Origin of the sequence: Bacillus thermozeamaize, assembly GCA_002159075.1 — a bacterium.
Classification (GTDB): domain Bacteria; phylum Bacillota; class Bacilli; order ZCTH02-B2; family ZCTH02-B2; genus Bacillus_BB; species Bacillus_BB thermozeamaize.
In genome coordinates this window covers 17,688-44,235 of sequence record LZRT01000101.1, presented here as the reverse complement: position 1 = coordinate 44,235, position 26,548 = coordinate 17,688, and the positions used below count along the sequence as shown (strand labels likewise).

Here is a 26,548-nt window from a genome sequence, read left to right as displayed (position 1 = left end):
ATGCGTTAAAATACCGGACTATTAAACTGTAATTCATGAGGTATAGCATTATCTTGCGTTTTAAGAAGCGAGCGAATGATTCAGGTATTCGATCGCATGCAACCATCCACCCGTTTGGCCGCTTTTGTTTGCTCCTTGTTTGTTGACATTCTGAATGGCGGTCCGTAAGATAAAAAAGACTAACTGGTTTGAAAAAATCTTATGAAGAGGTCAGGCCATGCGAAAGGGCGAACGCACCAAAAAAATGATTATTGAAAGAACATCAAAACTGATGAATACACAGGGCTATTTAGCAACATCCATTTCCGACGTGATGAAAGAAACCGGTCTTGAAAAGGGCGGGATATACAATCATTTCAAGAGCAAAACGGAACTTTCTCTGCATGCATTCCGGTATGCCATTGAAGAAATGAGGAAGAATTATACCGACGCATTATCGGATAAACATTCTTCCACTGAGCGTTTGTACGCGATCCTTGACACGTTTTGTGATTTGGCCAATGGACGGCCCTTGCCGGGTGGATGCCCCATCATGAATGCAGCCATTGAATCCGATGACGCTCATCCGGATTTGCGTGCCGAGGCTCAGAAAGCGATGAGCGAACTGTATAAAATGGTACATGCCATTTTTCTGAAAGGGATGAAAAACAGCGAGTTCTCCGCCGCCATCGACGCCGATGCCATGACGACCATTTTCATATCAACCATCGAAGGCGCATTGATGATGACAAAACTCTACGATGATCCCGTTTACATGAATAGGGCCATCCGCTTCCTCAAAGACCAGATCACTCATATTCAACATCATGCATAGCAAATAAAAATGGACCTCCCTTTTATAACTGAGCTTTTTTCGGGGATCGGTACAGAACAATCGCCATGTACAAACCGATAGCGGTCATGAAAGTTGAGAACAGGTGCGCAGCTTTAAATCCTGCGCTATGTTCGATCATAAACCCTCCCAACATGGGACCCAGGAACTGACCCACCGAGAAAAACACGGTGATGTACCCGAGCGCTGCCGGTATTTGACGGACGGGCACATGTTCAGTCAATGAGGCTTGAATGAGGGCAAACATGCCGGATATCGTGCTTCCCAACAATATCTGAGTGAGCAGAAATCCGGCAAAGTTGGGAAGAATCACGGATGCGATGTTTGCCATGGCAAAAAATAAAATGGCGAGAACAAGGGTCAGGGCCCTCCCGAATCGATCTGACAACGCGCCCCATACCGGTCCACTGATGATCGCCAACACGCCGCCTGTCGCAAACAAGGTCCCGCCTGTCACGGCATCCATCCCTTCTGCAATCATGTATCCCATTTGGAAGGTCATTGGAATCAGGTAGGCGGTTCCCACACTGAAATACAGCAAGCCGAGAAGCAATACCCCTTTCTCGCGATAAACCGCAGCGGCCGATTCATCCGTTGAGTCACGTTGACCGGTTGCGATGACGGAATCCTTCAACACCACGAGAGCCAAAAGGGTAACCAGAGCTGCGAAAATGCCAAACGCCGCCCATCCGTATCGCCATCCTTCCTCCCATATCATCATGAGTGCCGGAATGATCATGCCTGCCAACAGGACGCCTGCTCCACCTCCGCTCATGAGAAATCCAATGACCAATCCTCTTTTATGAGGGAACCGACCGACCAACATTCCAACCAGAGGAATAAAGACGAAAGCTGTGCCCATGCCATTCAGGAACATGAACATAACATCCAGGTAAAAATCGTTCGATAAGGATAATCCTCCATAACTGACGGCGACAGCGCATCCTCCCAATATGATCATCGCCTTATTTCCCCATCTCTTAACCAGTTTTCCTGACATTCCGCTGAAGACGAGATACGCCAAAGCATTTGCCGTACCAATCAGCCCGGCGCCATCATATGTAAAAGCCAAGTCTTCACGCATAAAGGGCATAACGATGCCATACCCCATCCGTCCAAATCCTAGTGAAGCAATCAATAGGGACGTACCCACCAAAATATAAAGCCAAAATCGCTTCCCTTCCTTCACATGCGAGCGGTGCAATGGAACCCCTCCCTTAATCAAAGGCCGAATCGGCGTCACAGAACCGGATGTCGGCGTGTCATCATTGCAGTTCCCTTCCTTTGGCTTTTTCTCCACGCAATGTCATGAAAGTGCTCGTCGCATAGGCAACCAGTTTTTCAGATTCATTGAATATGTCACATTGAACAAAACCTGTCGTCCGGCCTTTATGCATGACTTTCGCTCTGGCAATCAGCTTTTCATTCCATACCGGTTTTAAAAAATTGATTTTCAACTCTACCGTCGTGCACGTCTCGTCATCATTCAAGGTACTGCTATAGGCCGTGCCCATGGCGACATCAGCCAAGTCACACAAGATCCCGCCATGAACGGTTCCCATCGGATTGGCATGTTTTTCGGTGTCGCAGTCCAATTCAAAGATGGAGCTTCCGTATTCAATGTGAACGAACTTAAATCCAATCAGTTTTGCGATAGGGGGAGGGGAAATTTCTCCATTAATAATTTTTTGCATTCGTTCTATCGCTTTACTCATGCCAGTCACTCCTTTTTTAAGACCAAACGGTCTGTTTTAAACCAAAAAAATAATCATGATCGGTCGACTTCTTGCTTATAGACGATCCATTTTAAGACCAATCGGTCTCTTTTAGTATATGATGTACAGACAAATAAGTCAACAGAAAAATGTCAAAGGGGTAAAAAATATACACTGGCGGGAAATTTTAATATCGGGAAAATCCTCCCTCACGGCCACCCGGCGGATTCGGTTTAAACTCCTAGGATTTGTTCAAGATAATCGAAGAGGAGGTGAATCTTCGATGGCCAAGGATGTATTATGCGAAGTGAGTTCCTGTAGGTACTGGGGCGCAGGAAACAAGTGCAACGCTTCGGCGATTTATGTCGTAAACCGAATGGGAAAACAAGCATCAAGTTCTGAAGAAACGGATTGTAAAACATTTGAACCCAAACTGTGATGAAACAAGTGGGCAAGTACCGGATTCGCCCACTTCCTTTGTCGCCTCGTACGTGATGAGACGTCCAATGCCGCCCAAGCATGGGCGGCATGGACAAATGAAAAGGGGCTGTTTAGCCCCAGCATCACCATCATTTCGATGCGTGTCCCCCGAATTCGCCTCGTGATTACCCCTGCAACAAAAGTTCCTTGAGCAACTTGATTTGCTTTCTTTCGCCGGCGACAACAAGCGTCGTGTTCGCCGTGAGCCGGTCGTCGGGACCCGGATTGATTTTCTGTTTCTGCTTCTCCACAATGGCTAGAATCGTCGCGCCGGTTCTTTGGCGAACCTGCAATTCAGCGATGGATTTGCCAACACATTTGAAGTGCGGTTCGATTCTGCACCATTCAATAATCAAATCCTCAAGTGACACTTCAATTGTTTCCAACGCTTTGGGTTTGTAGGTCATGCCGCCGATAATCGCGGCGATCTGTCGCGCTTCTTCATCCTCCAGCGTGACCATCGAAACGCTTTCATCCGGATCGTCTTCCAGGAAATGATAGATCTCCCTCCTGCCATCGTCGTGGATAATGATCACCATCTTATCTCCTGATCTCGTTTCCACCTGAAACTTTTTCCCGATACCAGGAAGATCAGATTCTCTGATAATACCCATTTGCAGCATCCTCCGTTTGGATTATCCCATATTTTTACGTTTTTTCTCTGACTGGCTCCATCGAAATATTTTATTTAAGCCATTATAAATATGCTTCGATTGTTTGGCAAACAAAGGCCCCAAAATGGCCAATATCAGGACATAGAGAGCGGAGAAAGGCTTGAGCAGCGGCATGAGTCCTGCGGTAACCCCCAGGTTTGCCACAATAATGGTAAATTCTCCCCGCGCCATGATAGTCAACCCAATGTTCATGGACGCTTTGTGGGACAACCCCGCCTTTCTCCCAGCGATCATTCCGGCGATAACGTTTCCCATGATCGTTAGCAGCACGGCGCCAACCGCTACCCATACAGCTTCGCCAAGGGTCAGCGGATCGATGCTTAAACCGAAGCTGAAAAAGAACACCGCGCCAAAAAAATCCCGAAATGGAACAACCAGTTGCTCAATCCTTTTGCTGTGCTCCGTTTCAGACAACGCCAGACCAAACAGCAGAGCGCCAATTGCTTCCGCCACATGTAAGGTTTCCGAGAAACCAGCTACAAAAAACAAAGCAGCAAACACCACAATGATAAAGATTTCATTCGAGGTGATATTCAAAAGCTTGTTTAAAACAGGCGTTCCTTTTCTGGCAATGACAAAAAACAAAAGCATGTAACCCACGGAGATCGATACGGAAAGAATGACTCCAACAACTGACGCCGAGCCTCCAAGAAGCAATCCTGACATGATCGACAAAAATACGGCCAGAAAGATGTCATCGAATAAGATCATGCCTAATATGAGCTCTGTTTCAGGATTTCCGGTTCGCTTCAAGTCAACCAGAACCTTGGCCACGATCGCAGTGGAAGAGACGGACAGCATGCCGGCAATAATCAACGTTTCATACAGCGGGAAGTCGATCAGGAACCCATACGCCAACCCAAGCAAAAAATTCAACAGAACGTAGATGCTTCCGCCAAAAATGATGTTGGGTCCGGATTTGATCAATTTTTGGACTGAGAATTCCAACCCCAGATAAAAGAGGAGAAACAGAATCCCGATTCGCCCTAAAAAATCAATGATTTCCTGGCTTTCGATGAACTTGAAATCAAATATTCCAATGGTTGGTGCATGCGGACCAACCAACATCCCGAGACTGATCAGAAAAGGAATGATTGAAAATTTCAATTTTCCGGCAAGTACAGAAGCCACTGCTATCAACACGAGTGCGGTTCCAACCTCGAAGATCATGTGATCCATAACAATGCCTAGACCCCTCCCGCTTTAAACTAGCGATATGCTTCATTAGTATAAAACAAAATTGCATGAATAACCAATTTGACAAAACAAATCCCCTCCTTCATTCGGTCAGGAGGGGAAAAACGATCATGCCCGTTGAATGAAATCAGATCTTGAATTGCCGAACCAGTTGCTGCAACTCTTCCGCCATCCGGCTGAGCGAATCAGCCGATGCCGTCACTTCCTCCATCGAGGCCAGTTGTTCCTCGGTGGCAGTCGAAACCGTGGACGCCCCTGATAAACTTTCCTTGGCGGAACGTGCCACCTCTTCAAACATGGAGGTCATCTCTTCCGTGCTCGCGGACATTTCTTCGGCGGCTGCCGACGTCTCTTGCACCTGCATCACGACATTGCGCGCAGCTTCCAGAATCCGTTCAAACGCTTTGCCCGCTTCACTGACCGCAACGGTACCCGCACGCACCGCTTCGGCTCCGTCTGTCGTCGCCTTGACCGTCTGCTCTGTGTTTCGCTGGATTTCTTCAATCAGGCGGATGATCTCTTCCGCCGAACCCCTCGTCTGTTCAGCCAGGCTGCGTATCTCATTGGCCACCACGGCAAACCCGCGGCCCTGCTCTCCCGCTCTTGCCGCTTCGATGGAAGCGTTCAACGCCAGGAGGTTGGTCTGGGAGGAGATATCCGTGATCACTTGCACAATCTTGCCGATTTCCTGCGACCGTTCATCCAGCATCCGGACCACTTCAGACAGGTGAGACATGGTGCCGTCGATGGCCGTCATTTGCTCCACGGCTTCTTGGATCGCGCGATTCCCCTCATTGGCCTCTTCGGCCGCCTTTTCCGAAACATCGTAAGCCACAGAGGAACTTTCAGCCACCCGTTGAATCCCTGCCGCCAGTTCTTCCAACGCGCGCGAGCTTTCCTCAACGCCCCGCCTTCCCATCTCGGCGCCGCTGGCCACCTCCTGAATCGTGGTCGCGATCTGTTGGGCAGCCTGGGTCGTCTCCTCCGCCGTCGCCGAAAGCTGCTGGGAAGCGGAGGCCACCTGCTCTGCATGGAGGCTCAGTTGTTCAATCAACCCCTTCAGATTATCCGCCATGAGATTAAAATCTTGCACCAGTTTCCCGACCTCGTCCTGGCTCTCGACTTCCACCTTGTCAATGCGCAAATCGCCGGAAGCCAACTGACGCACCAACGCCCCCAGCTGGAGAATCGGTTTCACAATCGGGTTGGTCAAAAAGAAAGCGATGAGTAACCCCAAAGCAACGGAAACGATCGAAAAGATGCCCGTCGTCATAAAGGCCTGCTGCCCCTTTTGAACGGCCTGAGCCCCTAACTGGACCACATTTTCCTGTTTCTGATTCAAATGTGCATCCAGTCCTTCCTGCACCAAGCGGGCAACTGGTACAACCTGATGGCTGAGAATTGCCGTCGCCAAATCATGATTGTGCGACTCAATAGCAGGGATCAACTGTTGGTTAATCAAAGCAGCCCACTGGTCCAACAGCTCCAATTTTTCTTTGACATCCCCATCATTGACCACAGCCAAAACGCGAGTTTCCAATTCACCGACATTGACTAGCCGCTCCCGCGCACGTTTCAATTGCTCGTCATCAGCCGTCAATAAATACCCGCGGAGATTGGAATTGACCTGCGTCACCAGAAGATTCAGGTTGGTCGCATCGATCATTTGCTTGGTTTCCCGGTTAATGATCTGGTCAACATTCCCGTTCATCTGGACAATCATCGTGTTATTCACGATAGAAGAAATGACAAGCAACAACAGAATGAGTCCAAAACCACCTAATATCTTTTGCCGTAACTTTAGCCGATTAAGGAAACGTTTCAATCTCTTCATCCCCCTGTTGCACTGCAATAAATGTCGAAATAATTGTGAAACATGATTTTATCCATAAAAAATTTTAGTAAATTTTACCATACGATCGGGGGATTTATCAAGATTTTCCTCCAGTATTTTTACAAGAAGTCCCTGACATCCAGCACGCTGCCGTTGTTGACGTCTGGCCGGGCCACGATTTCCAGGATCTTTTCTGCAGCTGCATCCGGGTTCAGCAGGCTGCCGCTTTCCTTCAACTCTCTGAATCGATCCACCTGAATAAAATCCTCCCTGCTTGCCTTGCGAATTTCCTCCTGCATGGCCGTGTCAACCACTCCCGGAGCGATGGAAACCACCTTGACCGGAAGCGGTTGCGCGGATTCCTCCAAGCCCATGACCCGGGTGAACATATCCATGCCCGCCTTGGAGGCACAATAGGCGGCCCACCCGTAATAAGGGTTCTTGCCGGCGCCGGAGGATATGTTGACAATCATCCTGTGTTGGACGGATAATTGGCGGCTGAAACGGGCAAACAGGGCCGAGAGCACCATCGGCGCCGCCAGATTGACCTGCAGATTGCCGATCAGTTCGCTCGCCGTCGCATTTTCCATGCGCTTGACCGGTTGCAGCATGCCGGCATTGTTGATCAGGGTGATGCCATGAACCGGATGCAGCAAGGCGATCTCAGCGAAAATCCCTCTCATGAGTTCTTCCAGACCCTCAACCTCTCTCAGATCATAAGCAATGCAGCGAAGCGGGCACTGGCGCGCCTCTGCCATTTGCCGCAATGCCGGATTGTCGGTTCGGGAAACGCAAAAAAGGACATTGGTTTTGGCAAGCAACTTTTTTGCCAAGGCTTCTCCCAATCCTCTCGATGCCCCCGTGATGATGTAGACGTCCATCTTTCAACACCTCTCCCTTTTTTCAATGGCGCTTTCGATCGTTGGTACCGGCCGAAGGTACCGGCTGAAGGAATATTACTTTTCCAGCCTTACTTTTCCAGCCATACTTCCAATCCTATCGTATCCTCTAGAATCTTGCCCGTTTTAAAACTGCTCTTGGACACCAATTCCCTGAACGCATCTTTCGTGTATGCCCGTTTGATCAGCATGGTCTTGAATATCCATTTTGTCAGGATGGCATCGAATCCCGTCAGGCCCAGTTCCTCTTCGACATGTTTGTCCATCGCCTCAGCGGAAACATCTCCCCGCAAATCGAGGATCAACGCTTTTCCGCCGGTTTTCAGCACCCGGTTCATCTCGTCAAGGGCAGTGATGGGTTGCGCAAAGTTTTTGAAAGCCGCCCGGCAGATGATAAAATCAAAGGTTTCATCTTCAAACGGCATGCGCGCCGCATCCCCTTGCCGAAAGTCCACTTCCACCCCTTCTTCCTTCGCTTTTTCCCGGGCCATCTCCACAAACGATTTGCTGATGTCCAAACCGGTCACTTTGTAATTGCCGAGCTTTGCCAATTCAATGGACAAGTATCCCGGTCCCGGGGCCAGCTCGAGAATCGCAGCCCCTTCTGAAACATTTGCCGCAACCTTTTTCGCATCTTTTTGATAATCCTTGATGTTTTTGCGGGTATTTTTCGCATACCACCTAGCAATGGGGCCGTCCATGCCGATGCCCTTGTATCCTTTTTTCACTCTTCCGGCCATAAAGGTTCCTCCTCTTCCTCATCATGAGCTTTCGCTTTCTTCGCTTTCCATGTTAGAAAATTTTTTCGCTATCGTTCGCAGCCATTCCTCATCCCATTGGAGTTTGCGCGTTTGGATATCCTTCATCACGGAGTGTATCCACTCCAATTCGGCCATCACCAAGGTCCGTTGATATTCGGTCTCCAGCAAAAACAAGCGGGGCAATCCCTCCGCCATGGCCGTCTGCAGCGAATGATTGATCCGAGCTAATGTGTTTGCAAGCGCATTCACCCTTTTTTTCAATTGCTCGGCCACATCTTCCGGCGTCAAAAGCATCAAAAATGAAACGGCGGCGGGGAACTCGAAAAATTCTTGTTTTGGCGTGGAAAGCATTTCGCGCAACCATGTGTACGCGGCTTTTCGGCCTTTGTCCGTAATCTCATAAACCGTCAGTTCCGGTTTGCCTTCATTTTGTTTTTTCCCTTGAATTGCAATGGCTCCGTCCCGCAGCAAACGATGAATGGTTTGATAGATGCTTGTCCGGTGACGGACGTTGATGACCTCATGTTTCCCCCTTTCCTTGATGAGCTGTTGCATGCGGTAAGGGTGCATCGGTTCTTCCATCAAAAGGCAAAGGATAGCCAAAGCGAGCGGTGATTTTTTCATCATGCCGTTCATAGTAAAGATATTAACATTAATAATATGACTAAGTCAATAAAAAAAACGTTCTCCCCTCGGAGAACGAACTAGGTCGGGATCACGGCTTGATACTTCGCCAGCGGCGGAACAGGTGCGCCGCAGATCACATCCAGAACGACGGGCACATGGCGATGACCGTGCAATGCCGCCGACAAAGCCGGACTCAACGCATCCTCCCGTTCCACCCGAATCCCTTCTGCGCCAAAGGCCCGCGCCAGTGCGGCAAAGTCGGGATTGGTCAAGGACACTCCGAATGGTTGCACCCCCTGCGCAAGCATCATGCTGTACTCCTTGCCCAGCAGCCGGTTGTTCAAGATGACGACCACAATCGGCAGTTGATGCGCCACCGCCGTCCCAAGTTCCATGCCTGTCATCGCGAAGGATCCATCCCCGACGAGGGCAACCACCTGCCGCTCCGGATTCGCCAGCTTCGCGGAAATCGCGGCAGGCAGGGCATACCCCATTGTCCGCCATTTTCCGGAATAAAGGATCTCCTGTCGCTTGGCGCGGAACAGGCGGTTAAACCAGACGGTGTGATCTCCCGTATCCACAGTGACGATGGCATCTTCATCCAGCATCTCGTCCAGTGCGGCCAGTACCCGTTGGGGAGGTACCGGATGACCGGTCAGTTGCCGCTCGCGATCTTGTTCCTCTACAATTTGCCGCTTTGCCTCCTGCAACCGCTGGACCCACCGGTTGCGATTCGGTGCCCCCTCTCCCTGTTCCATCCGTTTCAGCAACAAGGCCAAGACTTCCTTCGCATCGCCCACCAAACCGCATGTGGCAACCGGGTGCAACTCGATATGGGCAGCTTGCGCATCAATCTGGATCAGGCGAAGCGGCCGCTGCCGGGCGCTACGGGGCGTGTACCCTTGGGGATACCAATTGGCCCCGATCACCAGAATGCAATCCGCCTCCGCCAATAGCCGGCTTCCCTCCATCGTTCCGCCTTCGCCGATGCCTCCCGCATGATAAGGGTGATCGTACGGCACCACCCCCTTGCCGCCCAGCGTTTCGATCACCCCTGCCGAAAGCCGTTCCGACAGCTGGATGATCTCCGCCGTGGCTCCCCGGGCCCCTTCCCCGATCAGCATCATCGGCCTGGCTGCCGATTGCAGCCACTGCACAGCAGTCGCCAATTGCTCCAGTTCCCGTTGCCGGGCCCGCACCAGCACACCCAAGGGACTTTTGACGGCGCCGGACCAAGGTGCATGCCAGAGATCTTTTGGTATGGCCACGTGCGAGACGCCCTTCCTCTCAATCGCGGTGACGATGGCCCGCAGCAACATCTCTGCCGCCGCCTCCGGGTGGAACAGCGTGGCCGAGTAGACCGCTATGGGCGCCATCAATTGCTGCTGTTCCAGGTCTTGCTTGCCTCCGGTGCCAATCTTTGCCGTCGGCACCTGGCCCGTGATGGCCAGCACGGGAACCCGGTCTGCGGCCGCATCGGCCAGTCCGTTGAGCAAGTTGGCAATACCCGGCCCGCTCGTGGCGGTACAGACGCCGAACCGGCCTGTCAACTTGCTCTCGGCGGAGGCCATCATGGCAGCCGCGGCTTCATGCCTGGCGCCGATGTACTGGATGTCCGGAAATTGTCGTAGTGCCGCAAGAAACGGCAGAATCGCATCGCCGGCCACGCCGTAGATTCGCCTTGCGCCCCATCGAAAACACAGTTCAAGAACGGCCTCCGCGACCGTTCCCGGTTGGCCTGGAATCCTCTTCGCTCTCTGCATGCCCATCTCCATTCCACATCCTCCATTCCATCTCACGTACGGCATTCCCGCTCCCGTCGGCCCCTCCTGTCAGAACATACTATTTGCGACATCTTCCTTGGCCATACATCACATGCCAATTCCGCAGAAAAAGAAAAAAGCAGGGGGTATCGTTCCCCCGCTTATATCGTTTCCCCGCTTGGCTCAGTCCCCTGGTTTTCGCTTGGCTTTCATTCATAGCCCTTACCGCACCTTGATCACATAGGTGCCCGCGATCCGATCGTGCATGGCCCGCTTTTTTGAATCAAAGGCAGCCATCAGATACCCGATCAGAAGGATGATGGCGGAAACAAATTTGCCGATGACTTCGCGTAAAATGATTGCGCCCCACCGGTTGGCCCCACCCTCCTGGGGAATGACGCGGATGCCGACGACCATTTTACCGAGCGTCTGGCCATAAACCACGGTTAAGATGACAAAGTATGCAGCTTCTGCAATAAACTCCACAATATCCACCCAGGAAAAATCCCATCGGCCAATTCCCTGCGCTTTTCGAATCAGGTCAAAAGTGAGAGCAGACGCTGCCCAGAGCACAATTCCATCAATCGCCGCGGCGAGAAAACGGAGCCAAAAGCCTGCATATTGGTACTCCGCTCCTGTCCCTGAGCCACTGTGCACATGTTCCACGCCTTCCTCATTGTGAACATTCCGGTTTTCCGCATCCATGGACGCTACCCTCCTCATTCATTTCTTCTTCATAGTCATACGCAACGACACTGGCAGCATATCACGGATCATCAGGGCTGAAACAGATACATCAACCTGGGCTGTTGGGAAAATGGGAGCAATTCCTTCAAACCGGAAAGCGGCGAGGGATGATTCGGCTTGCCCAAAAACCCGCCGGTGAAATCCAATAAGCTCATCGGCGGATAAGTGTACCGGATGACCAGCGCCTCTTCCAGACCAGCCAGCTCCTTGGCCGCCTCGATCGCGTCCTCCAGGGTGCCTAGTTCATCCACCAAACCCAGTTCCTTGGCCTGCTGCCCGGAGTAAATCCGGCCGTCGGCGATGGTCAGGACCTTTTCACGCGGCAGGCCCCGCTCCTCGGCCACCAGGTCGACAAACCGATGATACGTTTCATCGACCAGGGATTGAAACACCTGTTTCTCATCCGGACGCATCTCCCGCAGCGGATTGCCCATATCCTTCATTTTGCCGCTTTGGATCACTGTTTCCTTATAACCGATCAGGTCAGCCAATTTCTGGTAATTGGGCAGGGTAAAAATCACCCCGATGCTGCCGGTCAAAGAATTGGGATTGGCATAAATTTTGTCCGCCGCCGCAGCAACGTAGTAGCCGCCAGACGCCGCCATCGTCCCCATGCTGACCACCACAGGTTTTCCATTATCCTGGATTTCTTTAATCTTTCGGTAAATTTCATCAGAGGCGACCACTTCCCCGCCGGGACTGTTGACTCTAAGGACGACAGCACGAACAGCCGGATCTTCCAGCGCCTGCTGCAATTGGGACATCAGATCATCGAAGATAAAGCCGTCTCCGAACAATCCCCCCGCGGACGACTCGCTAATGGCGCCATCCAACGTGATCACCGCAACCCGGTCATGGCCGCTGCCGGAAATCACTTCCTCCTCCCAGCCATTGGAGGAACCGAACGCCATATCCAGTCCGCCCGTCGCCACACTGGCGACAATCCCGGCGACGACGACAACCACGATGATGGCCAGCGCAATCCAACGCCTTTTGTTCACACCTCTTTCACCCTTCCCTATTTTCTGCGACATCCCTATCTTACACCAAAATACGGCACGCCAAAACAACAAAAAAGCCGATCAAGGCGAGGTTTTCTCTCACCCTGACCGGCGAGCCTGAACGCTTCCGCTTACCGGACCACCAGCACCGGACAGCCCGCGTGGTGCAGCACCCTGTGGCTCACGCTCCCGAGAACGATCTCCGCAAATTGGTTCAGGCCGCGGCTGCCGACGACGACCAATTCATATCCTTCCTCCTTGGCCACCCGGCAGATTTCCGTACCCGGATCGCCGACGACCACCTTGGTATCGCAGGCAACGCCCGCATCACGCAAGGAGGCGGCATCCTCCTCCACCTGTTCCCGCGCCTGCCGCTCTATATTCGCCATCGGATCGATGTTCAGCGCCTGCAAATCGGCATAGAGGCTGAGAGGAACGGGTTGGACGACCGTGATGAGCGTCACCTGCACGTCGGATGCTCCTTCCACCAGCTTGACCGCGGTTTGCACCGCCTTCTTGGAACCTTCTGAGCCATCGGTTGCCACAAGAATTTTCTTGAACATGGATGATCCCCTCCCACAGTATAGATAAACCCTGGAATCATATGTCTCCAATCCCATTTTAATCAATGAAAAAAGTCCCTGCGACTGCGGGACCTCACTTTTCGTAAAGTTTCACCTTTTTTTCATTTGTTGACCACAATTTATTCAAAAATTAGAATAAAGAAGAATAAAAAAGCAGCATGATGAATGATGACAAACAGATCGCATCTACCGGAATGGCACGGTGCAAGAAAGTCATCTTTCATGTACAATCAATGCTGCATGCACCGCGTTTGCATGGACAGGGGGAAGTGACTTGGAAAATCTGCTGATTCTCCTTCTCATCGGACTGGGTGGCGCATTGGGCTCGGCGGCACGATATGCGCTGTCAACCCTGGTCACGGCGCTGACCACCACGGCATCCCCGTTTTTTCCCTGGGGAACATGGGTGGTCAACGCATTGGGCTGCCTGATGATCGGCATCATCTTCACGCTGGGCTTGGAAACCCCCTGGCTCTCGCCGGCAGGACGAGCCTTTCTCATCACCGGCTTTCTCGGGGGGTTTACGACCTTTTCCACCTTCGCCAATGAGACGCTGCTGTTGTTCCAGGAAGGCAAAACGGCCACAGCCCTTCTCTACATGCTGAGCAGCAATCTCGTCGGGCTGGGCTTTGCCGCGCTTGGCCATCTCCTGACATTGTGGTGGCTGCGCGGTTGATTCAGATCTGTCAGTTCAGGTCTGTCACTTCAGGCGGGGTTCCTGCGCGGCTTTCTCCTTGGCGGCATGCCGAGGAGCGTTCTCCGGAAACTCCACTCCTTCCACTTTCACATTGACTTCAACCACCCGCAACCCCGTCATCGTCTCCACGGCTTCTTTGACGTTTTCCTGCAACTTGCGGGCCACTTCATGGATTTTCACGCCATACTTGACGATCACGCGCAGATCGATCGCGGCCTCCACGGAACCCACTTCCACGCTGACTCCTTTGGTGACGTTTTTTCCGCTGACGCGGCGGGCAAATCCTTCCGTAATCCCGCCTGACATGCTGGCCACTCCCTCTGTCTCAGAAGCAGCCACCCCGGCGATGATCGCCACCACATCATCCGCGATGCGAACGACGCCATTTTCCTGGACCTCTGTCATCGCTATCCCTCCTCAAGCTTCCGGCTGATCTTCCAAACCGTTCCATGTCCACATACTACCAAAAAAACGGCCCCCATACAAAGCGGGCCCTTCACAGGGCCCGAACCAGTCCGCCATCCACCAGCAACACCTGTCCCGTAATATAGGTATTGGCCCAGGAAGCCAAAAATACGACAGCGCGGGCAAACTCTTCCGGATCTCCGTAGCGCTTCAGCGGAATGGCGGCTTCCGCTTCTTTGCGCACCTCTTCCAAACTGAGGCCCAGGTTTTGTGCCCGAATGGAATCCAATTCAATCAGCCGATCCGTGGCAATCCGCCCTGGACATACCGTGTTGAGCAAAATCCCTTGCCCGGCCAGCTCTTCGGCCAGCGTCTTGATCAGGGCAGCCACCCCGGCCCGCATCGTATTGGAGAGAATCAGCCCGGGAATCGGTTGGCGGACAGAGGAAGAAGCCAGCGCTACCACCCTGCCCCCTTCGCTCATCCACGGCAGGCTGCCCCGAATCAGCCGAACAACACTGAGAAAATTCCGAACAAACGCATCCTCCCAATCCCCATCATCGAAATCCTGAAACTTCCCGCTCGGAGGCCCGCCCGCGTTGGTGATCAGGACATCCAAACGTCCGTACCGTTTTCCAATTTCATCAAGCAACGCCTTGATTTCTTCCGCTCGTCCGACATCTGCCGTAAGGGGAAAAACAGATTTTCCCGTTTCCTGCTCAATGATCTCCGCAGCTTTTTGGATCCGGGATGCGTCCCTGCTGGCAATGACCACGCGCGCCCCTTCCCGCACCAGTTCTTTTGCGACAGCGAATCCCAATCCTTTGCTGGCAGCAGCCACCAGGGCCACCTTATCCTTCAATCCGAGATCCATACAAGAAAACCTCCCCAGGTTCGATCGTCTGTACAAAATCATTATACTACCGAATCCCGGGAGGCACCATTACTTTTCCGTGACAACCATGGACACCCCCCGCTTCCTCACCGCTTCTCCAGCCATTGGAGGAGCGTCTGATCCAGTTGTACGATGCTGGTTGCCAATTGCTCCAGTTTGGCCTCGATCCGCATCAGCAAATACAAGGTCACCACGATGGGAAATCCGAGGTCTTTCAGCAAGCCGATCCAGACATCCACCTTCCCACTCCTCCCTGAAAAACATGGGGAGGGGTGTTCCCCCTCCGGCTTTCTCTTCCTTCGTCCTGTCCCTCGTCCTGCATGGAGTCCTGCACCGCCTCAGCTTGTCATCTGTCCGTCAAGGAAATTCGATGGTCTTGCGTTCCCTCTGGCGTTACGCCAAAGGAAGTTCCGTCACCGTCCGATCCTGCAGACGGGCCCCCACCTTTTCCGTCCAGTTGGCACCATTGGTTTGAAAGAGATTTTTCGCCAGGATGGTGTCCATGACGTTGTTCACGGCCGCCGGTTCTACCGGTTCAATCGGATCCCTGAGGGTGATCCGCACGGTCCTGCCGGCTTCCGTGCGAAAAATCAGTTCCAGTGTTTTGCTGTTCATGGCCCTCACTCCTCACTTTGGATTGGCATGTGATTGTCAAAAACCTTTACTCGGTCAATTGCGCCTGATCGACGCGGACCACGTGGCTCAACGGATAAGCCTGCAGACTGGCCAGGGCCTGCGCCACGTCATACACATCCTGGTCATCCGCATCGGGACGGACATTTTGCAGTGTCTGGCTGCGAACGACGGGACGTCCAAACTCGTCCATCCCGACTTCAAACCCCAGCACCATCCGGCTCATTCCGGAGATTTTTGTCACAGCCATGCGCATCCTCTCCTTTCGTCATTTGAGATCGTTTCATGATGCCGGACCCGACGGCCCGCAAGTTGTGTGACCGGTCACACTGGATAACATGCACCGTGCCTTAAGAAAAAGGGGACAAACGGCAAGGGAAAATTGATCCGGATCACATCTCGAACAAACGAGCCGCCCCTGCGCGAAGCTTTTGCAAGGCGCGGCGTTTCCAGGTTTTCACCGTTTCCACCGAAACGCCTTCCCGGGCTGCCAGTTCCCGCAAGGTATGGCCGGCCACGAGATGTTGTTCAATCACCAATTGCTCCCTTGTTGAAAGCGTTTCCGACAACAAATGCCAAAACAGACGCTCATCCAACACGTCAGCACGGGGATCAGGCTGCTCTTCCCACCAGTCCCCCTCCGCTTCCTCATCCTCACGGGTCCACGCCGGACCTTCCCGGCCCCATCGCCACTCCCGCCTTTGCAAGGTGCGCAGCGCAGCCCACACCCGTTTCTTGACAAAAGCGCCGAAATAACATCCCTTCGTCGCATCAAACCGGTAAACCGCCTCGACGACGGCCAACCGCCCTTCCTGACAGGCATCCTCCCATGAACGGCCCATCCGTCTGGCCAGGCTGCGCACCAGCGGTTCGTAATGCGAGACAATTTCCGGCAGCCATTGCGATTCACCACGCTGGACGGCCAATACCCACTCTTCGATCCGCTTCCCTGACATCCGCAATCTCCCTCCACACATGGAGGGCCGGCCCTTCCGAATCATGCGCGCAAGAACAGGATACGGCCATCCTTCCCCCGGCACACCTTCGGTCTCGCCGCACTTTCCCTGCCCGGGTGAAGGTTTTGGGAGTGAAAAACAAAAATCTTGATTTTCGGCGGCACAAAAAAAGACCCGTCATCCGGAGGCCATCCCCTGGATTCGGTCCACATCTAAAACAGGTAGGTTTCACCCCGTTCTCTGACCGCTGCAGAACGTCTGCGAAAGTGAATCTCTTCGTACAAATGGCGAACAAGCGTCACATGCCGCAGCTGCATCTGGCAAAAATTGAGCGAGTGGTGGACCGTCACGTCATGTCCACCTGCCAGCGCAAGCCGCGTCCGTTGCGGTGCCTGCGCCGCCATCTGGCGGATCTGATGGGCGGCAAACCAACCATGCACCACCTGGCGGCCAATCGGCGTCCTGACCTTGAACGGAACCAGAATCCAATCTTCCGTAAAAGGCAGCGGAATCAGTTGCTTCCTTGCAATCGCCTGTCCGTACCGCTGGCGCATCACCGTCAAGTCGGTCCCATAGTAGTAGGCGATCCCTTTCAGAAACCGGTTCACTTGCACCGGCAGCGCCGTCGTCAAACCGTCTTCTTGCAACAGTCGCAACTGATCCCCGATCCCGGGCTGATTTTCCGGCAAAAAGGCCACACCCTGCAAGACAAACTGTTCCACCGCCCGCAGAACTTCCTGACGTTTCATAAACTCCCTCCCCCATACCAGCATTCGCCACCTTTATGCCTGTCCCACCATCATATACGAACATATGTTCTTAGTCAAGTGTTCCCTGGGGGCCCATCCACAAGGAAATTTCTCCGCATGGACATGTTTGCTACAATAGCCACATAGATTTCTCATAACAAGTGTCTGGAAAAGCAAACCGGACAGACCGTGATATTCCTGATGCAATGGAAAGGGGCAACGGGCGTGCGAACAACCGTACCATTTTGGCTTCGTCTGCTGATCACTTTGTCTGGTATCCTCTTCCTCGGCTTTCTATCCATGATCAGCCTTACACCCGCAGAAGCCACGGAAGATGCGGCGCTCAGCGAGCGCCGGGTCGCCTATCAGATTGACGTCAAGCTGGATCCCGGGAAAAAACAATTGCTCGGAACGGAACGCATTCGCTGGCGTCATCCCGGCAAAAAGCCGGTTTCCGAGATCTACATCCACCTCTATCCCAACGCCTTTTCAAAAGGATCGACGTTTATCAAAGAATCGGGCGGCGTCCTGCGTGAGGACAAGATGGATCAGCGTTCACCAGGCTGGATGGAGATCACCGCGCTCAGGCTGGCTGATGGAACCAATCTGCTGCCCGCCATGCGCTTTGTACAACCGGATGACGGGAATCCGGACGATCGGACGTTGGCGCGGGTGGACCTGCCGCGACCGGTAAAACCGGGAACAAGCCTAGAGCTGGAAGTGGCGTTTCGCGTGCAACTGCCCAAAGTGTTCGCCCGGATGGGATATTTTGAAGAGTTCGTCATGGCCGGACAGTGGTTTCCCAAATTGGCGGCGTACGAGGTGGCCGGACAACGGCAGCGGCAGGAAGAAGGATGGAATGCGCATCAGTACCACGCGCATTCAGAGTTTTATGCCGATTTCGGAACCTTTGAGGTGACGATCACCGTTCCCGCATCCTATCAAGTCGCGGCCACCGGCAAGCTGGCGGCAGAACCCAAGCCCAAAAACGGCTGGAAACATGTGACGTTTGAGGCGCTGGATGTCCATGACTTCGCCTGGGCGGCCTCACCGGACTTTCTCGTCGAAAAGCGCACTTTCCCTGAACTTGGGACAAAAGGGATTACCGTTTTGCTGTACCTGGACCCGGCACACCAAGCGGCCAAGGAACGATACTTCCAGATCACCCGTCAGACGATGGACCGGTTCGGCGCGTGGTTTGGTCCCTACCCCTATGAAACGTTGAGCATTGTCGTCCCGCCACCTGGGGCAGGCGGCGCCGGCGGCATGGAATATCCGACACTGATCACGGCTTGGGATGCCTCCGTCCCGGTTGAAAGTCTGGCCCTCGAACAGGTGGTGGTCCACGAATTGGCCCATCAGTACTGGTACGGCATGGTGGCCAACAACGAGTTTGAAGAACCCTGGCTGGATGAAGGACTGGCCACCTATAGCGAAAACAAGATGATGTCCACCATTCTCCCCCATTACAGCAGGCTGACGATGATGACGCCGATTCTCGAACCGGCCCCCTTGAGCCTGCCTGCCTGGGAATACGGGGACGATGCCTATGCCGCCAATGTGTATCTGCGCGCCGCCCGCGTGCTCTCCGGAATCGAAGAGGTGGTCGGCGAGCAGGAGATGTTCCGGATCCTGAAAACCTATTTCAACCGGTATCGCTTTTCCCACCCGTCAACGAAAGACTTTCTGGCCACGATCAACGAAGTCAGCGGAAAAAATTTCGACGACTTTTTCAACCGCTTTGTCTTTCGCGAGCGGATGGTGGACTACCGGATCCAAAACATCGACTCTGAAGCCACTGCCCAGCCTGGGCGGTACAAACATCGCATCACGCTGGACGTCACAGACGACATAGGCCAGAACGTCCCCATCCTGATTCGGTTTGCGGATGGACATACGGAAGAGATCACCTGGAACGCAAAAAGCGGGCCCAATCCCGTCGTGCTGGAAGGCCCGGCCATCCAATGGGCCTGGATCGATCCCGAATTTTCCAATCCGATGGAGATCCAGCACGTGAACAACCTCTACCGTCCTGTCAGCCAACAGACGATTCTCACCTGGGCCAGGCAACTCAGTTTCTGGCTGGAACATTTGAAGCTTTGGCTGTTCTGATCGAGGGGGATGATGATGGCAAGCAAAACATTCAGCGTCATTCAAACCATCCGCGCCGGATGGAACCTGACCAAGGCCAGCTGGTCTTTGTGGCTGTTGCTGTCGCTGGTCAGCCTCCTGTTTCTCTGGCTGCATCAGCAGGTCATGATTCCCGGCCTGTCCCGCCTTCTTCCAGCCATTCCGCCGGCGGCACTGGAACGGGTGCCTGTCGAAAGTTACATCACCCTGGCATTGGAAGGAGGTCATGAATTCCTCCGTTCCCCACTTCTCCATCAGATGGTTTTGTTCCTCGGGCTCTTCACGCTGCTGCAACTGTTGCTGCAGCCGTTGCTTCAGTTGCTCGTTTTCTCCCAGCTGCGGCAGCCCCAGCCCACCGCCTCGTTTGTTCTTTTATGGCAACGCTTGTCACACCGGTTATCCGCATTTTACGCCGTCACCCTGGTTCAGTTTTTGCTCAGCAGCCTGTTGGCCGGCGGCGTCGGATGGTCGCTATGGCTGCTCGCCAACCAGCTGGTGATGTACAGCAAACTGGCGACGCTGGCTACCATCCTGCTTCTGGTGGTGTGCGCCATCTTCCTTTTCAGCTGGGGATTCAGTTTTTTCACCTGCTGGCAGGTGACGCTGGCCGAAGGAGACAAACTGCTCCAGGGAGCCAAACGGGCCCTCCACCAGACGATGAACCGGGCATTTGGCAAAAGCCTCTTGCTGCCGATGGTTTTCTGGTTCCTGACCACTGCCGTCATCGCCTGCCTGCAGGCCGTGTTCCTCCCTTCGCTGTCTGCCGTAAGCGCCATTCTGGCCACCATCCTGCAGCAATTTGCCCTCCTTTGGCTGACGTACAGCCTGGCTGCTGCCTATCGCCGGCTTCAAGAAGATTGACAAAACCCCCTTCCTTTCATATAATATGCCTAAAAGTTTCCCTAGAGAAACATTCATATCATCGGCTAACTTCATTTGGGAGGGGAAACCTTTGTCATCCTCCGACCATGTCAAAGCCTTGTCTGACCTAAAAGCCGGCGAACAAATCCGCATCACTGAGCTTACATTGGAAGGGGCGATGCGGCGACGCCTGCTGGATCTGGGCTTTGTGCCCGGCGCGACGGTGAAAATGATCCGCAGGAGTCCGCTGGGAGATCCGGCAGCCTATTCAGTGAATCGCACCGTCATCGCCCTCAGGAAAGAGGAAAGTTCCAGGATTTTCGGAATTCCGATTGGCAGCGAAGGTGGGTGAGGAAGGATGAAGTACCGGATTGCGCTGGCCGGCAACCCGAACACGGGCAAAAGCACCCTGTTCAACGAATTGACAGGCCTGCGCCAGCACACCGGCAACTGGCCGGGGAAAACAGTGACTTCGGCGGAAGGCAGCTTTACCCATCGCGGTCTGACCTACACCGTGGTGGATCTGCCGGGCACATATTCGCTGTTTTCCAATTCGGCAGATGAAGAGGTGGCGCGGGACTACCTGATCTTCGGACGGCCCGACGTCACGGTGGTGGTATTGGATGCCACGTCACTGGAACGAAACCTGAACTTGGCCCTTCAGATTTTAGAAATCACCGATCGGGTCATCGTGGCGGTGAATCTCATGGATGAAGCCCGCCGTCGCGGGATTCGGATCGATTCCCGGAAGCTCTCGGAGCTGCTGGGCGTGCCGGTCGTGCCGATTTCTGCCAGGAACCGGGAAGGGATCGAAGAACTTTTGGACACCCTGGACAGCATGATCCGTGGCCAGATCACCACACAGCCAGTGCAGGTCCAATACGGCCCGGAACTGGAAGAGCGGATTGCCGCCCTGGAACCCAAGGTCCGGCAGCTGGTCGGTTCCGAATTTCCGAGCCGCTGGATCGCCCTGCGGCTGCTGGACGGGGACGAATCACTGCTGTCCGCACTGAAAGAAAGACTCACCCGGCCGGCTCAGGAGGTGCCTGGCTATGAGCCCGTACGCGTCAGCATCTAGTCCGGATCGGCCCCAGGCCTTCGATCAACTGATGGAAGAAGCGCGCCGGCTCGGCCCGGCAAACCGGGACGAAATCGTCACCCGTCTCTACCAAACTTCACAACAGATCTGCGAGAAGGCGGTGACGTACTCGCAAGAAAAACTGTTGAAGGAACAACGCCGTTCGGAGAAGATCGATCAGATCCTGACTTCTCCGCTTTGGGGATTCCCGATCATGCTGGCGATGCTGGGCGTCGTCATCTACCTGACGGTAGCCGGAGCCAACATCCCCTCTGAGATGCTGGCCAGGCTGTTCGGCATGGGCGAGGAAGCTCTGACACGGCTGTTCGCCCTCATCGGCGCGCCGGAATGGTTGCACGGCCTGTTGGTGTTGGGATTGTACCGCGGGATTTCCTGGGTGGTCAGCGTGATGTTGCCACCAATGGCCATTTTCTTTCCCATGTTTGCCCTGCTGGAAAACCTGGGCTATCTGCCGCGGGTGGCGTTCAACCTGGACCGGTTGTTCAAACGGGCAGGCGGACACGGCAAGCAGTCGCTGACCATGGCGATGGGCTTTGGCTGCAACGCCGCCGCCATCGTCTCGACACGGATCATCGAGTCGCCGCGGGAGCGGATGCTGGCCATTCTCACCAACAATTTCGTGCCTTGCAACGGACGATGGCCGCTGTTGATCCTGCTGGCGTCCCTCTTTATGGCAGCCGGTTTTGGCGGTTTTGAAACCATCGTCACGGCGGGCATTGTCGTCGGCATGGTTCTCTTCGGCATCGTGGTCACACTGCTCGTCTCGTGGATCTTGTCCAAAACCCTCTTGCGAGGGGTGCCTACCCACTACACGCTGGAACTTCCCCCCTACCGGATGCCGAAGTTTTGGAAAACCGTGATCAGGGCCTCGCTGGACAAAACCTGGTTTGTCCTCAAGCGGGCCGTGATCGTTGCCGCGCCGGCCGGCCTGCTCACCTGGGTGCTGGCCAATATCACAGTGGGTGATGACAGCCTGCTGGAACACGCCGCTCAGTTTCTCAATCCCTTTGGCCAGGCACTGGGCATGGATGGGTATATCCTGATGGCCTTTCTCCTCGGTCTTCCCGCCAACGAAATTGTTCTGCCCATCCTCCTGATGTCCTATCTTTCCACCGGTGCCATGGTTGATGCCGACGGCATGAACGGGTTGAAACAAATTCTTGTTGACCATGGATGGACCTGGCTGACCGCCCTCAACATGATGCTGTTTTCGCTCCTGCACTACCCGTGCGGTACCACGATGTTTACCATATATCGGGAAACAAAAAGCCCTAAATGGACAGCTCTGGCCTTTCTCATCCCGACCAGTATCGCCATCCTCGTCACCTTCACCGTAACCCAGGTGGCCCGGGGTCTGGGACTGGTGTAAAAACGCAAAAACGGGAAGCGGTCTTTCCAGACCGTTTCCCGTTTTTGTTCACCTGTCCCGTTTAGCCGCTTTTGGTCTCGAACAGCTGTCGCTGCCGCTCGTAGTGTTCCTGAAATTTGGATATTTCAACTTCCAATTTATTCATGATCTGCCGCCCCACGTCCCGATTGATCAGACCAACCCGGACCGCAAAGTCAATCTCTTTCGACAAGCCAAAAAGCTGCGTGTCCAGCACTTCTTCAAAAACGGGACACTGCGGAGCGGTCAGATGATCCAATTGCACTTCAATCAACTGACGGATTTTTACCGCATCTTCCAACAGCAGATTCAACGCTTTTTCGCGCAGGGTGTTCTCCTTGTCGCTCAAAAGGATCCCCTCCCATATCACCTATCCCTCCATCTTATCATATCGGATTGCGCAAAGTTTGAAAAGACAAATCCCCGCTCATTCGGCAGCGGAAAGCATCACCGCGCACGCCGCCTGAGGCTTCGTCAAAAAAGGCTCCAGCCCCACCGGTTGACGCAGGATGCCAAAAGGTGAGTGCCCGCCACACTGTTCCCCTTTTTGTCAATCGCCGGCCCGATGATTCCGACGCCATACTTTCCCGGTACAAAAGCCATGATGGCGCCGGAAACACCGCTTTTTGCCGGAATTCCGACGCGGGCGGCAAATTCTCCGGAAGCGTTGTACATCCCGCATGTCACCATCAACGCGGTCAACACCCGGACAATCTCACGCGGGATCACCGGCTTGCTCAATCCCCACACGGTTCCCCCATTGGCCAGACACGTGGCCATGTAGGCCAGATCCCGGCAAGAGGCCTCGATGGCACACTGCATGAAGTACAGATCCAGCACCTCTTCCACATTCTCTTTCAGGAATCCCTGTTCCCGCAACAGATATGCGATCGCCCAGTTGCGCTCGCTGGCCTTTTTTTCGGAAGCGTACACATGCTCGTTCACCCGGATGGTCGGATTGCCGCTGATGACACGGACAAGACGCAGGAGGCGCTCCAGTTTTTCCTGTGCGGTCCGGCCCTTGATCAGAGAGCTTACCACTATGGCTCCACTGTTGATCATCGGGTTGGCCGGTTTGGCCAGCTCCCGGAATTCAGGCCTGTCAAGTGGCAGAAACAGGGAAGGCGGCAGGGAGTCAAAGGGCTCAGCGGACGGTTCCATCCCCACATGCCGGAACACTTCATCCATCCCCCGATCCATGATCGCAAGGGTCAGGGCAAATACCTTGGAGATGCTTTGCAGTGTAAACCGGACCTGGACATCCCCGGCCGTGATCTCTTTTCCGCCGGTACTGACCACCGTGATTCCCAGGAGGTGGGGGTCCATGCGCTTCAATTCCGGTATGTAATCCACGACCTTACCCTTTTTCGAATGGGTTTTTGCCTCATCCAGCAGCTTGACCATTTCCTGCCGGAGTTGTTCCATTTCACTGAATCCGGTCTTGTTTCTCGTCGGTATCCGCGTGCTCATCCCGCACCCTCTTTTCTCCAGTTGACATCGGCCCATGATGGTTGACAACGGCCCATGATGCGTCTGGTTTGCCATTAGGATAACCAGATCGGGTGAGGTTAACCAAAACAAACGCAGGTATCTTTTCTCCGGCGGCTCCGTTATAATGGATAGGGCAAATATACCAAAATATATGACCAGCGAAATGAACAATGACCGGCTAAAGCGGCCACCAGAGGTTTGAGGAAGTGGGCTTTTGGCTGCACGGAACAAACCATCCTAATTTGTCAGGGGAGGTTCACAAATGAGCGAACATATCGTGACCATTGACGGCGAGGTGAATTACCCGATCACCCTGGATCCCACCGTCTGGATTTTTGACAGACGGAAATTCCCGATCCAGGCCGTATTTCCGCAGATCGAGGAAGAAGGGCAATGCATGCATTTGAATCCGTTTCTCCATAACGCCGAACCGCTCCGCGGCGCGACACAGGTGGTCTGCGTCCTGAAAACCGGCGAACGCGTCCCTCTCACGCTGGATCAGGCCAATGCCGCCATCCTGCGCTTTTCACGCAACAAAAAAGCCATCCTGGAGGATGGCCCCATTTGGCTGTATTTGGCGGATGGCAGCAACGTGGACAATCCGATTCGCAACATCCAGCGGTTTGAGGTGGAGTAATGCAAAATTTGAAGCGGAATCAACCAGGAAGAAACGTCAAGTTCCACGGGTGCTGCCCCGTGGAACTTCGATGGCCAGCCTTATCCATATGAACGGCAGGGTGTTATTGTTCCACCTCGCTTACATCCATTGAAACCCCCGCTGGTACAGCCATGCAAAAAGAAGCCCATAAAGCAGGAGGACGCCCATTCGCACGAGCACGCCTGTTTTCACGCGCGGCAAACCGAGCAGCACCGAAGCCAGGTAACCGCCAATCAGCCCGCCGATATGGGCGTAGTTGTCCACGCCGGACGAAAGCAGGCCAAATACCAGGTTGATTCCGAGAATGGTCAAAATCTCCATCCCGATCGTCTGAAAGAAGAGATCCCGGTACTTTTGCCCGAAATACAGGAGTGCCCCGAACAGACCGAAAATGGCGCTGGAAGCCCCGGCGGACAGGTGCGGCGAAAAGGCAAAGCTGCCTGCCACACCCATGATCCCGGCCGTGAAGTAAATGACCATAAACCGCCACGGTCCGTAAATCCGCTCCACCAGGGGCCCTAGAAAATAGAGCGCAAAGCTGTTGAACAATAGATGGGCCATTCCGATATGGATAAATACCGGCGTAAGAAAGCGCCACCATTCCCCGGCCCAGATGGCCGGGTGATACTTGGCCCCGAAACGGATCAGGTTTTCCGCATTGGTCGTTCCGCCCGTCAGGGTCATCAGGAGAAACACCGAAATGTTGATCCCCAAGAACACATACGTCCAAAAAGGCTGCCCGCGGGAAAAAACGGCCTGGACCTGCCTCTCCTTCTGCGCCATCGTCTGCCGGATCTCCCGCTTGAGCTCCTCGACCGCCGCCTCGCCGGCGGGCGCAGCGGCCATCTGGGCCAACAGATCCTCGGTCGACAAACCGTGCTTCTCCAAGGTGCGTCCGACGATCTGCCGTTCAGTGAGATCAATGCCGCAATGGAAAATCGAAAGTTTCTTTTCCTCGATCTGAGAGAAGGCGAGATGTTCTCGCACCTCCGGCATCACCGGCTGTATCAGGATCAGGGTATTCTGCACATAAAGCTTCCTCGCCACCACCCGCTGCTGGAACATCGTGGCCAGCTGGTGCAACCTTTCCACATCGTCCTGCCACTGGCGCTGCCAGACAAAGTCAACCACCGCCAGCCGGATCAGATAAAACTTGCGTCCATGATTTTTGACAAAGTAAAGTTCCCAGGGTTCAGCTGCATCCAACCACGTTTCCAGCTGGCCGGCCGGCAATTTGTCAAAGAAATCTCCTCCTGCTTCAAACAGGTTCACGATTCGGTATTGACGCTGCGTCACCAGTTGATGGGCCAACCGCCACATCGTCTCGCGCGCGCGTTCATCCGCAGAAAATCGCTCCAAGCCTTTCCACTCCTAAAGGTTCCTTTCTTTTTATCTTACCAAAATCCGGATTTCGAAAAAACGTTTGGCAAACGGTTGGTTCCCCTTTCCTTGGATCAATTGGATACGGGTATT

The 26,548-nt window shown here is 53.9% G+C and carries 30 protein-coding genes; 8 read left to right on the top strand and 22 right to left on the bottom strand.

The window, feature by feature from the left end:
- Positions 1-217: 217 nt before the first annotated feature.
- Positions 218-814 carry a hypothetical protein gene (locus BAA01_10565; GenBank protein OUM85506.1) on the top strand — a complete coding sequence of 199 codons (597 nt, stop codon included), beginning with the start codon at positions 218-220 and terminating at the stop codon, positions 812-814.
- A gap of 22 nt (positions 815-836) precedes the next feature.
- On the opposite strand, the gene BAA01_10560 is transcribed toward BAA01_10565, so the two are convergent.
- The 12 genes from BAA01_10560 to BAA01_10505 form a co-directional block, all read right to left on the bottom strand.
- Positions 837-2,036 (bottom strand): hypothetical protein, encoded by a 1,200-nt coding sequence (locus BAA01_10560; protein OUM85505.1) that lies wholly within the window; start codon positions 2,034-2,036, stop codon positions 837-839.
- Between the two features lie 61 nt (positions 2,037-2,097).
- A complete protein-coding gene (locus tag BAA01_10555) occupies positions 2,098-2,547 on the bottom strand; it encodes a DUF4442 domain-containing protein (protein OUM85504.1) in 450 nt (149 codons plus the stop codon).
- Positions 2,548-3,152: 605 nt separating this feature from the next.
- Positions 3,153-3,641 carry a potassium:proton antiporter gene (locus BAA01_10550; protein OUM85503.1) on the bottom strand — a complete coding sequence of 163 codons (489 nt, stop codon included), beginning with the start codon at positions 3,639-3,641 and terminating at the stop codon, positions 3,153-3,155.
- A gap of 21 nt (positions 3,642-3,662) precedes the next feature.
- Positions 3,663-4,880, bottom strand: a complete 1,218-nt coding sequence (locus tag BAA01_10545; GenBank protein ID OUM85502.1) for a potassium transporter — start codon at positions 4,878-4,880, stop codon at positions 3,663-3,665.
- A 145-nt stretch (positions 4,881-5,025) separates the two neighbouring features.
- On the bottom strand, positions 5,026-6,723 hold the full coding sequence (locus tag BAA01_10540) for a hypothetical protein (protein ID OUM85501.1): 1,698 nt from the start codon (positions 6,721-6,723) through the stop codon (positions 5,026-5,028).
- Between the two features lie 128 nt (positions 6,724-6,851).
- Positions 6,852-7,613 (bottom strand): hypothetical protein, encoded by a 762-nt coding sequence (locus tag BAA01_10535; protein OUM85500.1) that lies wholly within the window; start codon positions 7,611-7,613, stop codon positions 6,852-6,854.
- Positions 7,614-7,702: 89 nt separating this feature from the next.
- On the bottom strand, positions 7,703-8,371 hold the full coding sequence (locus tag BAA01_10530; protein OUM85499.1) for a ubiquinone biosynthesis methyltransferase UbiE: 669 nt from the start codon (positions 8,369-8,371) through the stop codon (positions 7,703-7,705).
- 21 nt (positions 8,372-8,392) lie between these two features.
- Positions 8,393-8,974 carry a PadR family transcriptional regulator gene (locus BAA01_10525; GenBank protein ID OUM85529.1) on the bottom strand — a complete coding sequence of 194 codons (582 nt, stop codon included), beginning with the start codon at positions 8,972-8,974 and terminating at the stop codon, positions 8,393-8,395.
- A gap of 122 nt (positions 8,975-9,096) precedes the next feature.
- Positions 9,097-10,782, bottom strand: a complete 1,686-nt coding sequence (locus tag BAA01_10520) for a hypothetical protein (protein ID OUM85528.1) — start codon at positions 10,780-10,782, stop codon at positions 9,097-9,099.
- Between the two features lie 222 nt (positions 10,783-11,004).
- A complete protein-coding gene (locus tag BAA01_10515; protein ID OUM85527.1) occupies positions 11,005-11,448 on the bottom strand; it encodes a hypothetical protein in 444 nt (147 codons plus the stop codon).
- 110 nt (positions 11,449-11,558) lie between these two features.
- Positions 11,559-12,530, bottom strand: a complete 972-nt coding sequence (locus BAA01_10510; GenBank protein OUM85498.1) for a hypothetical protein — start codon at positions 12,528-12,530, stop codon at positions 11,559-11,561.
- A 131-nt stretch (positions 12,531-12,661) separates the two neighbouring features.
- A complete protein-coding gene (locus BAA01_10505) occupies positions 12,662-13,093 on the bottom strand; it encodes a hypothetical protein (protein OUM85497.1) in 432 nt (143 codons plus the stop codon).
- A 307-nt stretch (positions 13,094-13,400) separates the two neighbouring features.
- On the opposite strand from BAA01_10505, the gene BAA01_10500 reads away from it, so the two are divergent.
- Positions 13,401-13,790, top strand: a complete 390-nt coding sequence (locus tag BAA01_10500; protein ID OUM85526.1) for a hypothetical protein — start codon at positions 13,401-13,403, stop codon at positions 13,788-13,790.
- Between the two features lie 24 nt (positions 13,791-13,814).
- Here BAA01_10500 and BAA01_10495 read toward each other — a convergent pair whose 3' ends face one another.
- The 7 genes from BAA01_10495 to BAA01_10465 form a co-directional block, all read right to left on the bottom strand.
- Complete coding sequence (locus tag BAA01_10495; protein OUM85496.1) at positions 13,815-14,216, bottom strand: hypothetical protein; 402 nt, start codon at positions 14,214-14,216, stop codon at positions 13,815-13,817.
- 91 nt (positions 14,217-14,307) lie between these two features.
- Positions 14,308-15,090, bottom strand: coding sequence for a 3-oxoacyl-ACP reductase (locus BAA01_10490; GenBank protein OUM85495.1), 783 nt, complete (start codon positions 15,088-15,090; stop codon positions 14,308-14,310).
- A 107-nt stretch (positions 15,091-15,197) separates the two neighbouring features.
- Complete coding sequence (locus BAA01_10485) at positions 15,198-15,350, bottom strand: YvrJ family protein (GenBank protein OUM85494.1); 153 nt, start codon at positions 15,348-15,350, stop codon at positions 15,198-15,200.
- Between the two features lie 154 nt (positions 15,351-15,504).
- A complete protein-coding gene (locus tag BAA01_10480) occupies positions 15,505-15,726 on the bottom strand; it encodes a hypothetical protein (GenBank protein OUM85493.1) in 222 nt (73 codons plus the stop codon).
- Positions 15,727-15,772: 46 nt separating this feature from the next.
- Positions 15,773-15,994 (bottom strand): hypothetical protein, encoded by a 222-nt coding sequence (locus BAA01_10475; protein ID OUM85492.1) that lies wholly within the window; start codon positions 15,992-15,994, stop codon positions 15,773-15,775.
- A gap of 142 nt (positions 15,995-16,136) precedes the next feature.
- Positions 16,137-16,700, bottom strand: coding sequence for a hypothetical protein (locus BAA01_10470; GenBank protein ID OUM85491.1), 564 nt, complete (start codon positions 16,698-16,700; stop codon positions 16,137-16,139).
- 212 nt (positions 16,701-16,912) lie between these two features.
- Positions 16,913-17,449 (bottom strand): hypothetical protein, encoded by a 537-nt coding sequence (locus BAA01_10465; GenBank protein OUM85525.1) that lies wholly within the window; start codon positions 17,447-17,449, stop codon positions 16,913-16,915.
- Positions 17,450-17,674: 225 nt separating this feature from the next.
- Here BAA01_10465 and BAA01_10460 point away from each other — a divergent pair, with 225 nt between their 5' ends.
- The 5 genes from BAA01_10460 (at position 17,675) to BAA01_10440 (ending at position 22,908) form a co-directional block, all read left to right on the top strand.
- A complete protein-coding gene (locus tag BAA01_10460; GenBank protein OUM85490.1) occupies positions 17,675-19,561 on the top strand; it encodes a hypothetical protein in 1,887 nt (628 codons plus the stop codon).
- Between the two features lie 15 nt (positions 19,562-19,576).
- Complete coding sequence (locus tag BAA01_10455) at positions 19,577-20,440, top strand: hypothetical protein (GenBank protein ID OUM85489.1); 864 nt, start codon at positions 19,577-19,579, stop codon at positions 20,438-20,440.
- Between the two features lie 91 nt (positions 20,441-20,531).
- The gene (locus BAA01_10450) at positions 20,532-20,792 is read left to right on the top strand and encodes an iron transporter FeoA (protein ID OUM85488.1); all 261 of its coding nucleotides are present in this window, start codon (positions 20,532-20,534) and stop codon (positions 20,790-20,792) included.
- Positions 20,793-20,798: 6 nt separating this feature from the next.
- Complete coding sequence (locus tag BAA01_10445; protein ID OUM85487.1) at positions 20,799-21,518, top strand: iron transporter FeoB; 720 nt, start codon at positions 20,799-20,801, stop codon at positions 21,516-21,518.
- Complete coding sequence (locus BAA01_10440) at positions 21,493-22,908, top strand: iron transporter FeoB (GenBank protein OUM85486.1); 1,416 nt, start codon at positions 21,493-21,495, stop codon at positions 22,906-22,908. The genes BAA01_10445 and BAA01_10440 overlap by 26 nt, the downstream gene beginning before the upstream one ends.
- A 61-nt stretch (positions 22,909-22,969) precedes the next feature.
- Here the strand turns inward: BAA01_10440 and BAA01_10435 are convergent, their stop codons facing one another.
- Positions 22,970-23,275, bottom strand: coding sequence for a hypothetical protein (locus BAA01_10435; protein ID OUM85524.1), 306 nt, complete (start codon positions 23,273-23,275; stop codon positions 22,970-22,972).
- 125 nt (positions 23,276-23,400) lie between these two features.
- Positions 23,401-24,351, bottom strand: a complete 951-nt coding sequence (locus BAA01_10430) for a glutaminase A (protein OUM85523.1) — start codon at positions 24,349-24,351, stop codon at positions 23,401-23,403.
- Between the two features lie 328 nt (positions 24,352-24,679).
- Between BAA01_10430 and BAA01_10425 the strand changes: the two genes are divergently transcribed.
- Positions 24,680-25,054, top strand: a complete 375-nt coding sequence (locus BAA01_10425) for a hypothetical protein (protein ID OUM85485.1) — start codon at positions 24,680-24,682, stop codon at positions 25,052-25,054.
- A 120-nt stretch (positions 25,055-25,174) separates the two neighbouring features.
- Here BAA01_10425 and BAA01_10420 read toward each other — a convergent pair whose 3' ends face one another.
- A complete protein-coding gene (locus BAA01_10420; GenBank protein OUM85484.1) occupies positions 25,175-26,434 on the bottom strand; it encodes a hypothetical protein in 1,260 nt (419 codons plus the stop codon).
- Positions 26,435-26,548: the final 114 nt, after the last annotated feature.

Bases quoted from the DNA above. Each gene is read 5' to 3' on its own strand.
- BAA01_10565 (OUM85506.1), top strand. From the start codon at position 218: ATGCGAAAGGGCGAACGCACCAAAAAAATGATTATTGAAAGAACATCA.
- BAA01_10555 (OUM85504.1), bottom strand. From the start codon at position 2,547: ATGAGTAAAGCGATAGAACGAATGCAAAAAATTATTAATGGAGAAATT.
- BAA01_10550 (OUM85503.1), bottom strand. From the start codon at position 3,641: ATGGGTATTATCAGAGAATCTGATCTTCCTGGTATCGGGAAAAAGTTT.
- BAA01_10545 (OUM85502.1), bottom strand. From the start codon at position 4,880: ATGGATCACATGATCTTCGAGGTTGGAACCGCACTCGTGTTGATAGCA.
- BAA01_10535 (OUM85500.1), bottom strand. From the start codon at position 7,613: ATGGACGTCTACATCATCACGGGGGCATCGAGAGGATTGGGAGAAGCC.
- BAA01_10530 (OUM85499.1), bottom strand. From the start codon at position 8,371: ATGGCCGGAAGAGTGAAAAAAGGATACAAGGGCATCGGCATGGACGGC.
- BAA01_10525 (OUM85529.1), bottom strand. From the start codon at position 8,974: ATGGAAGAACCGATGCACCCTTACCGCATGCAACAGCTCATCAAGGAA.
- BAA01_10520 (OUM85528.1), bottom strand. From the start codon at position 10,782: ATGCAGAGAGCGAAGAGGATTCCAGGCCAACCGGGAACGGTCGCGGAG.
- BAA01_10505 (OUM85497.1), bottom strand. From the start codon at position 13,093: ATGTTCAAGAAAATTCTTGTGGCAACCGATGGCTCAGAAGGTTCCAAG.
- BAA01_10495 (OUM85496.1), bottom strand. From the start codon at position 14,216: ATGACAGAGGTCCAGGAAAATGGCGTCGTTCGCATCGCGGATGATGTG.
- BAA01_10490 (OUM85495.1), bottom strand. From the start codon at position 15,090: ATGGATCTCGGATTGAAGGATAAGGTGGCCCTGGTGGCTGCTGCCAGC.
- BAA01_10480 (OUM85493.1), bottom strand. From the start codon at position 15,726: ATGAACAGCAAAACACTGGAACTGATTTTTCGCACGGAAGCCGGCAGG.
- BAA01_10475 (OUM85492.1), bottom strand. From the start codon at position 15,994: ATGGCTGTGACAAAAATCTCCGGAATGAGCCGGATGGTGCTGGGGTTT.
- BAA01_10470 (OUM85491.1), bottom strand. From the start codon at position 16,700: ATGTCAGGGAAGCGGATCGAAGAGTGGGTATTGGCCGTCCAGCGTGGT.
- BAA01_10465 (OUM85525.1), bottom strand. From the start codon at position 17,449: ATGAAACGTCAGGAAGTTCTGCGGGCGGTGGAACAGTTTGTCTTGCAG.
- BAA01_10455 (OUM85489.1), top strand. From the start codon at position 19,577: ATGGCAAGCAAAACATTCAGCGTCATTCAAACCATCCGCGCCGGATGG.
- BAA01_10445 (OUM85487.1), top strand. From the start codon at position 20,799: ATGAAGTACCGGATTGCGCTGGCCGGCAACCCGAACACGGGCAAAAGC.
- BAA01_10440 (OUM85486.1), top strand. From the start codon at position 21,493: ATGAGCCCGTACGCGTCAGCATCTAGTCCGGATCGGCCCCAGGCCTTC.
- BAA01_10430 (OUM85523.1), bottom strand. From the start codon at position 24,351: ATGGAACAACTCCGGCAGGAAATGGTCAAGCTGCTGGATGAGGCAAAA.
- BAA01_10425 (OUM85485.1), top strand. From the start codon at position 24,680: ATGAGCGAACATATCGTGACCATTGACGGCGAGGTGAATTACCCGATC.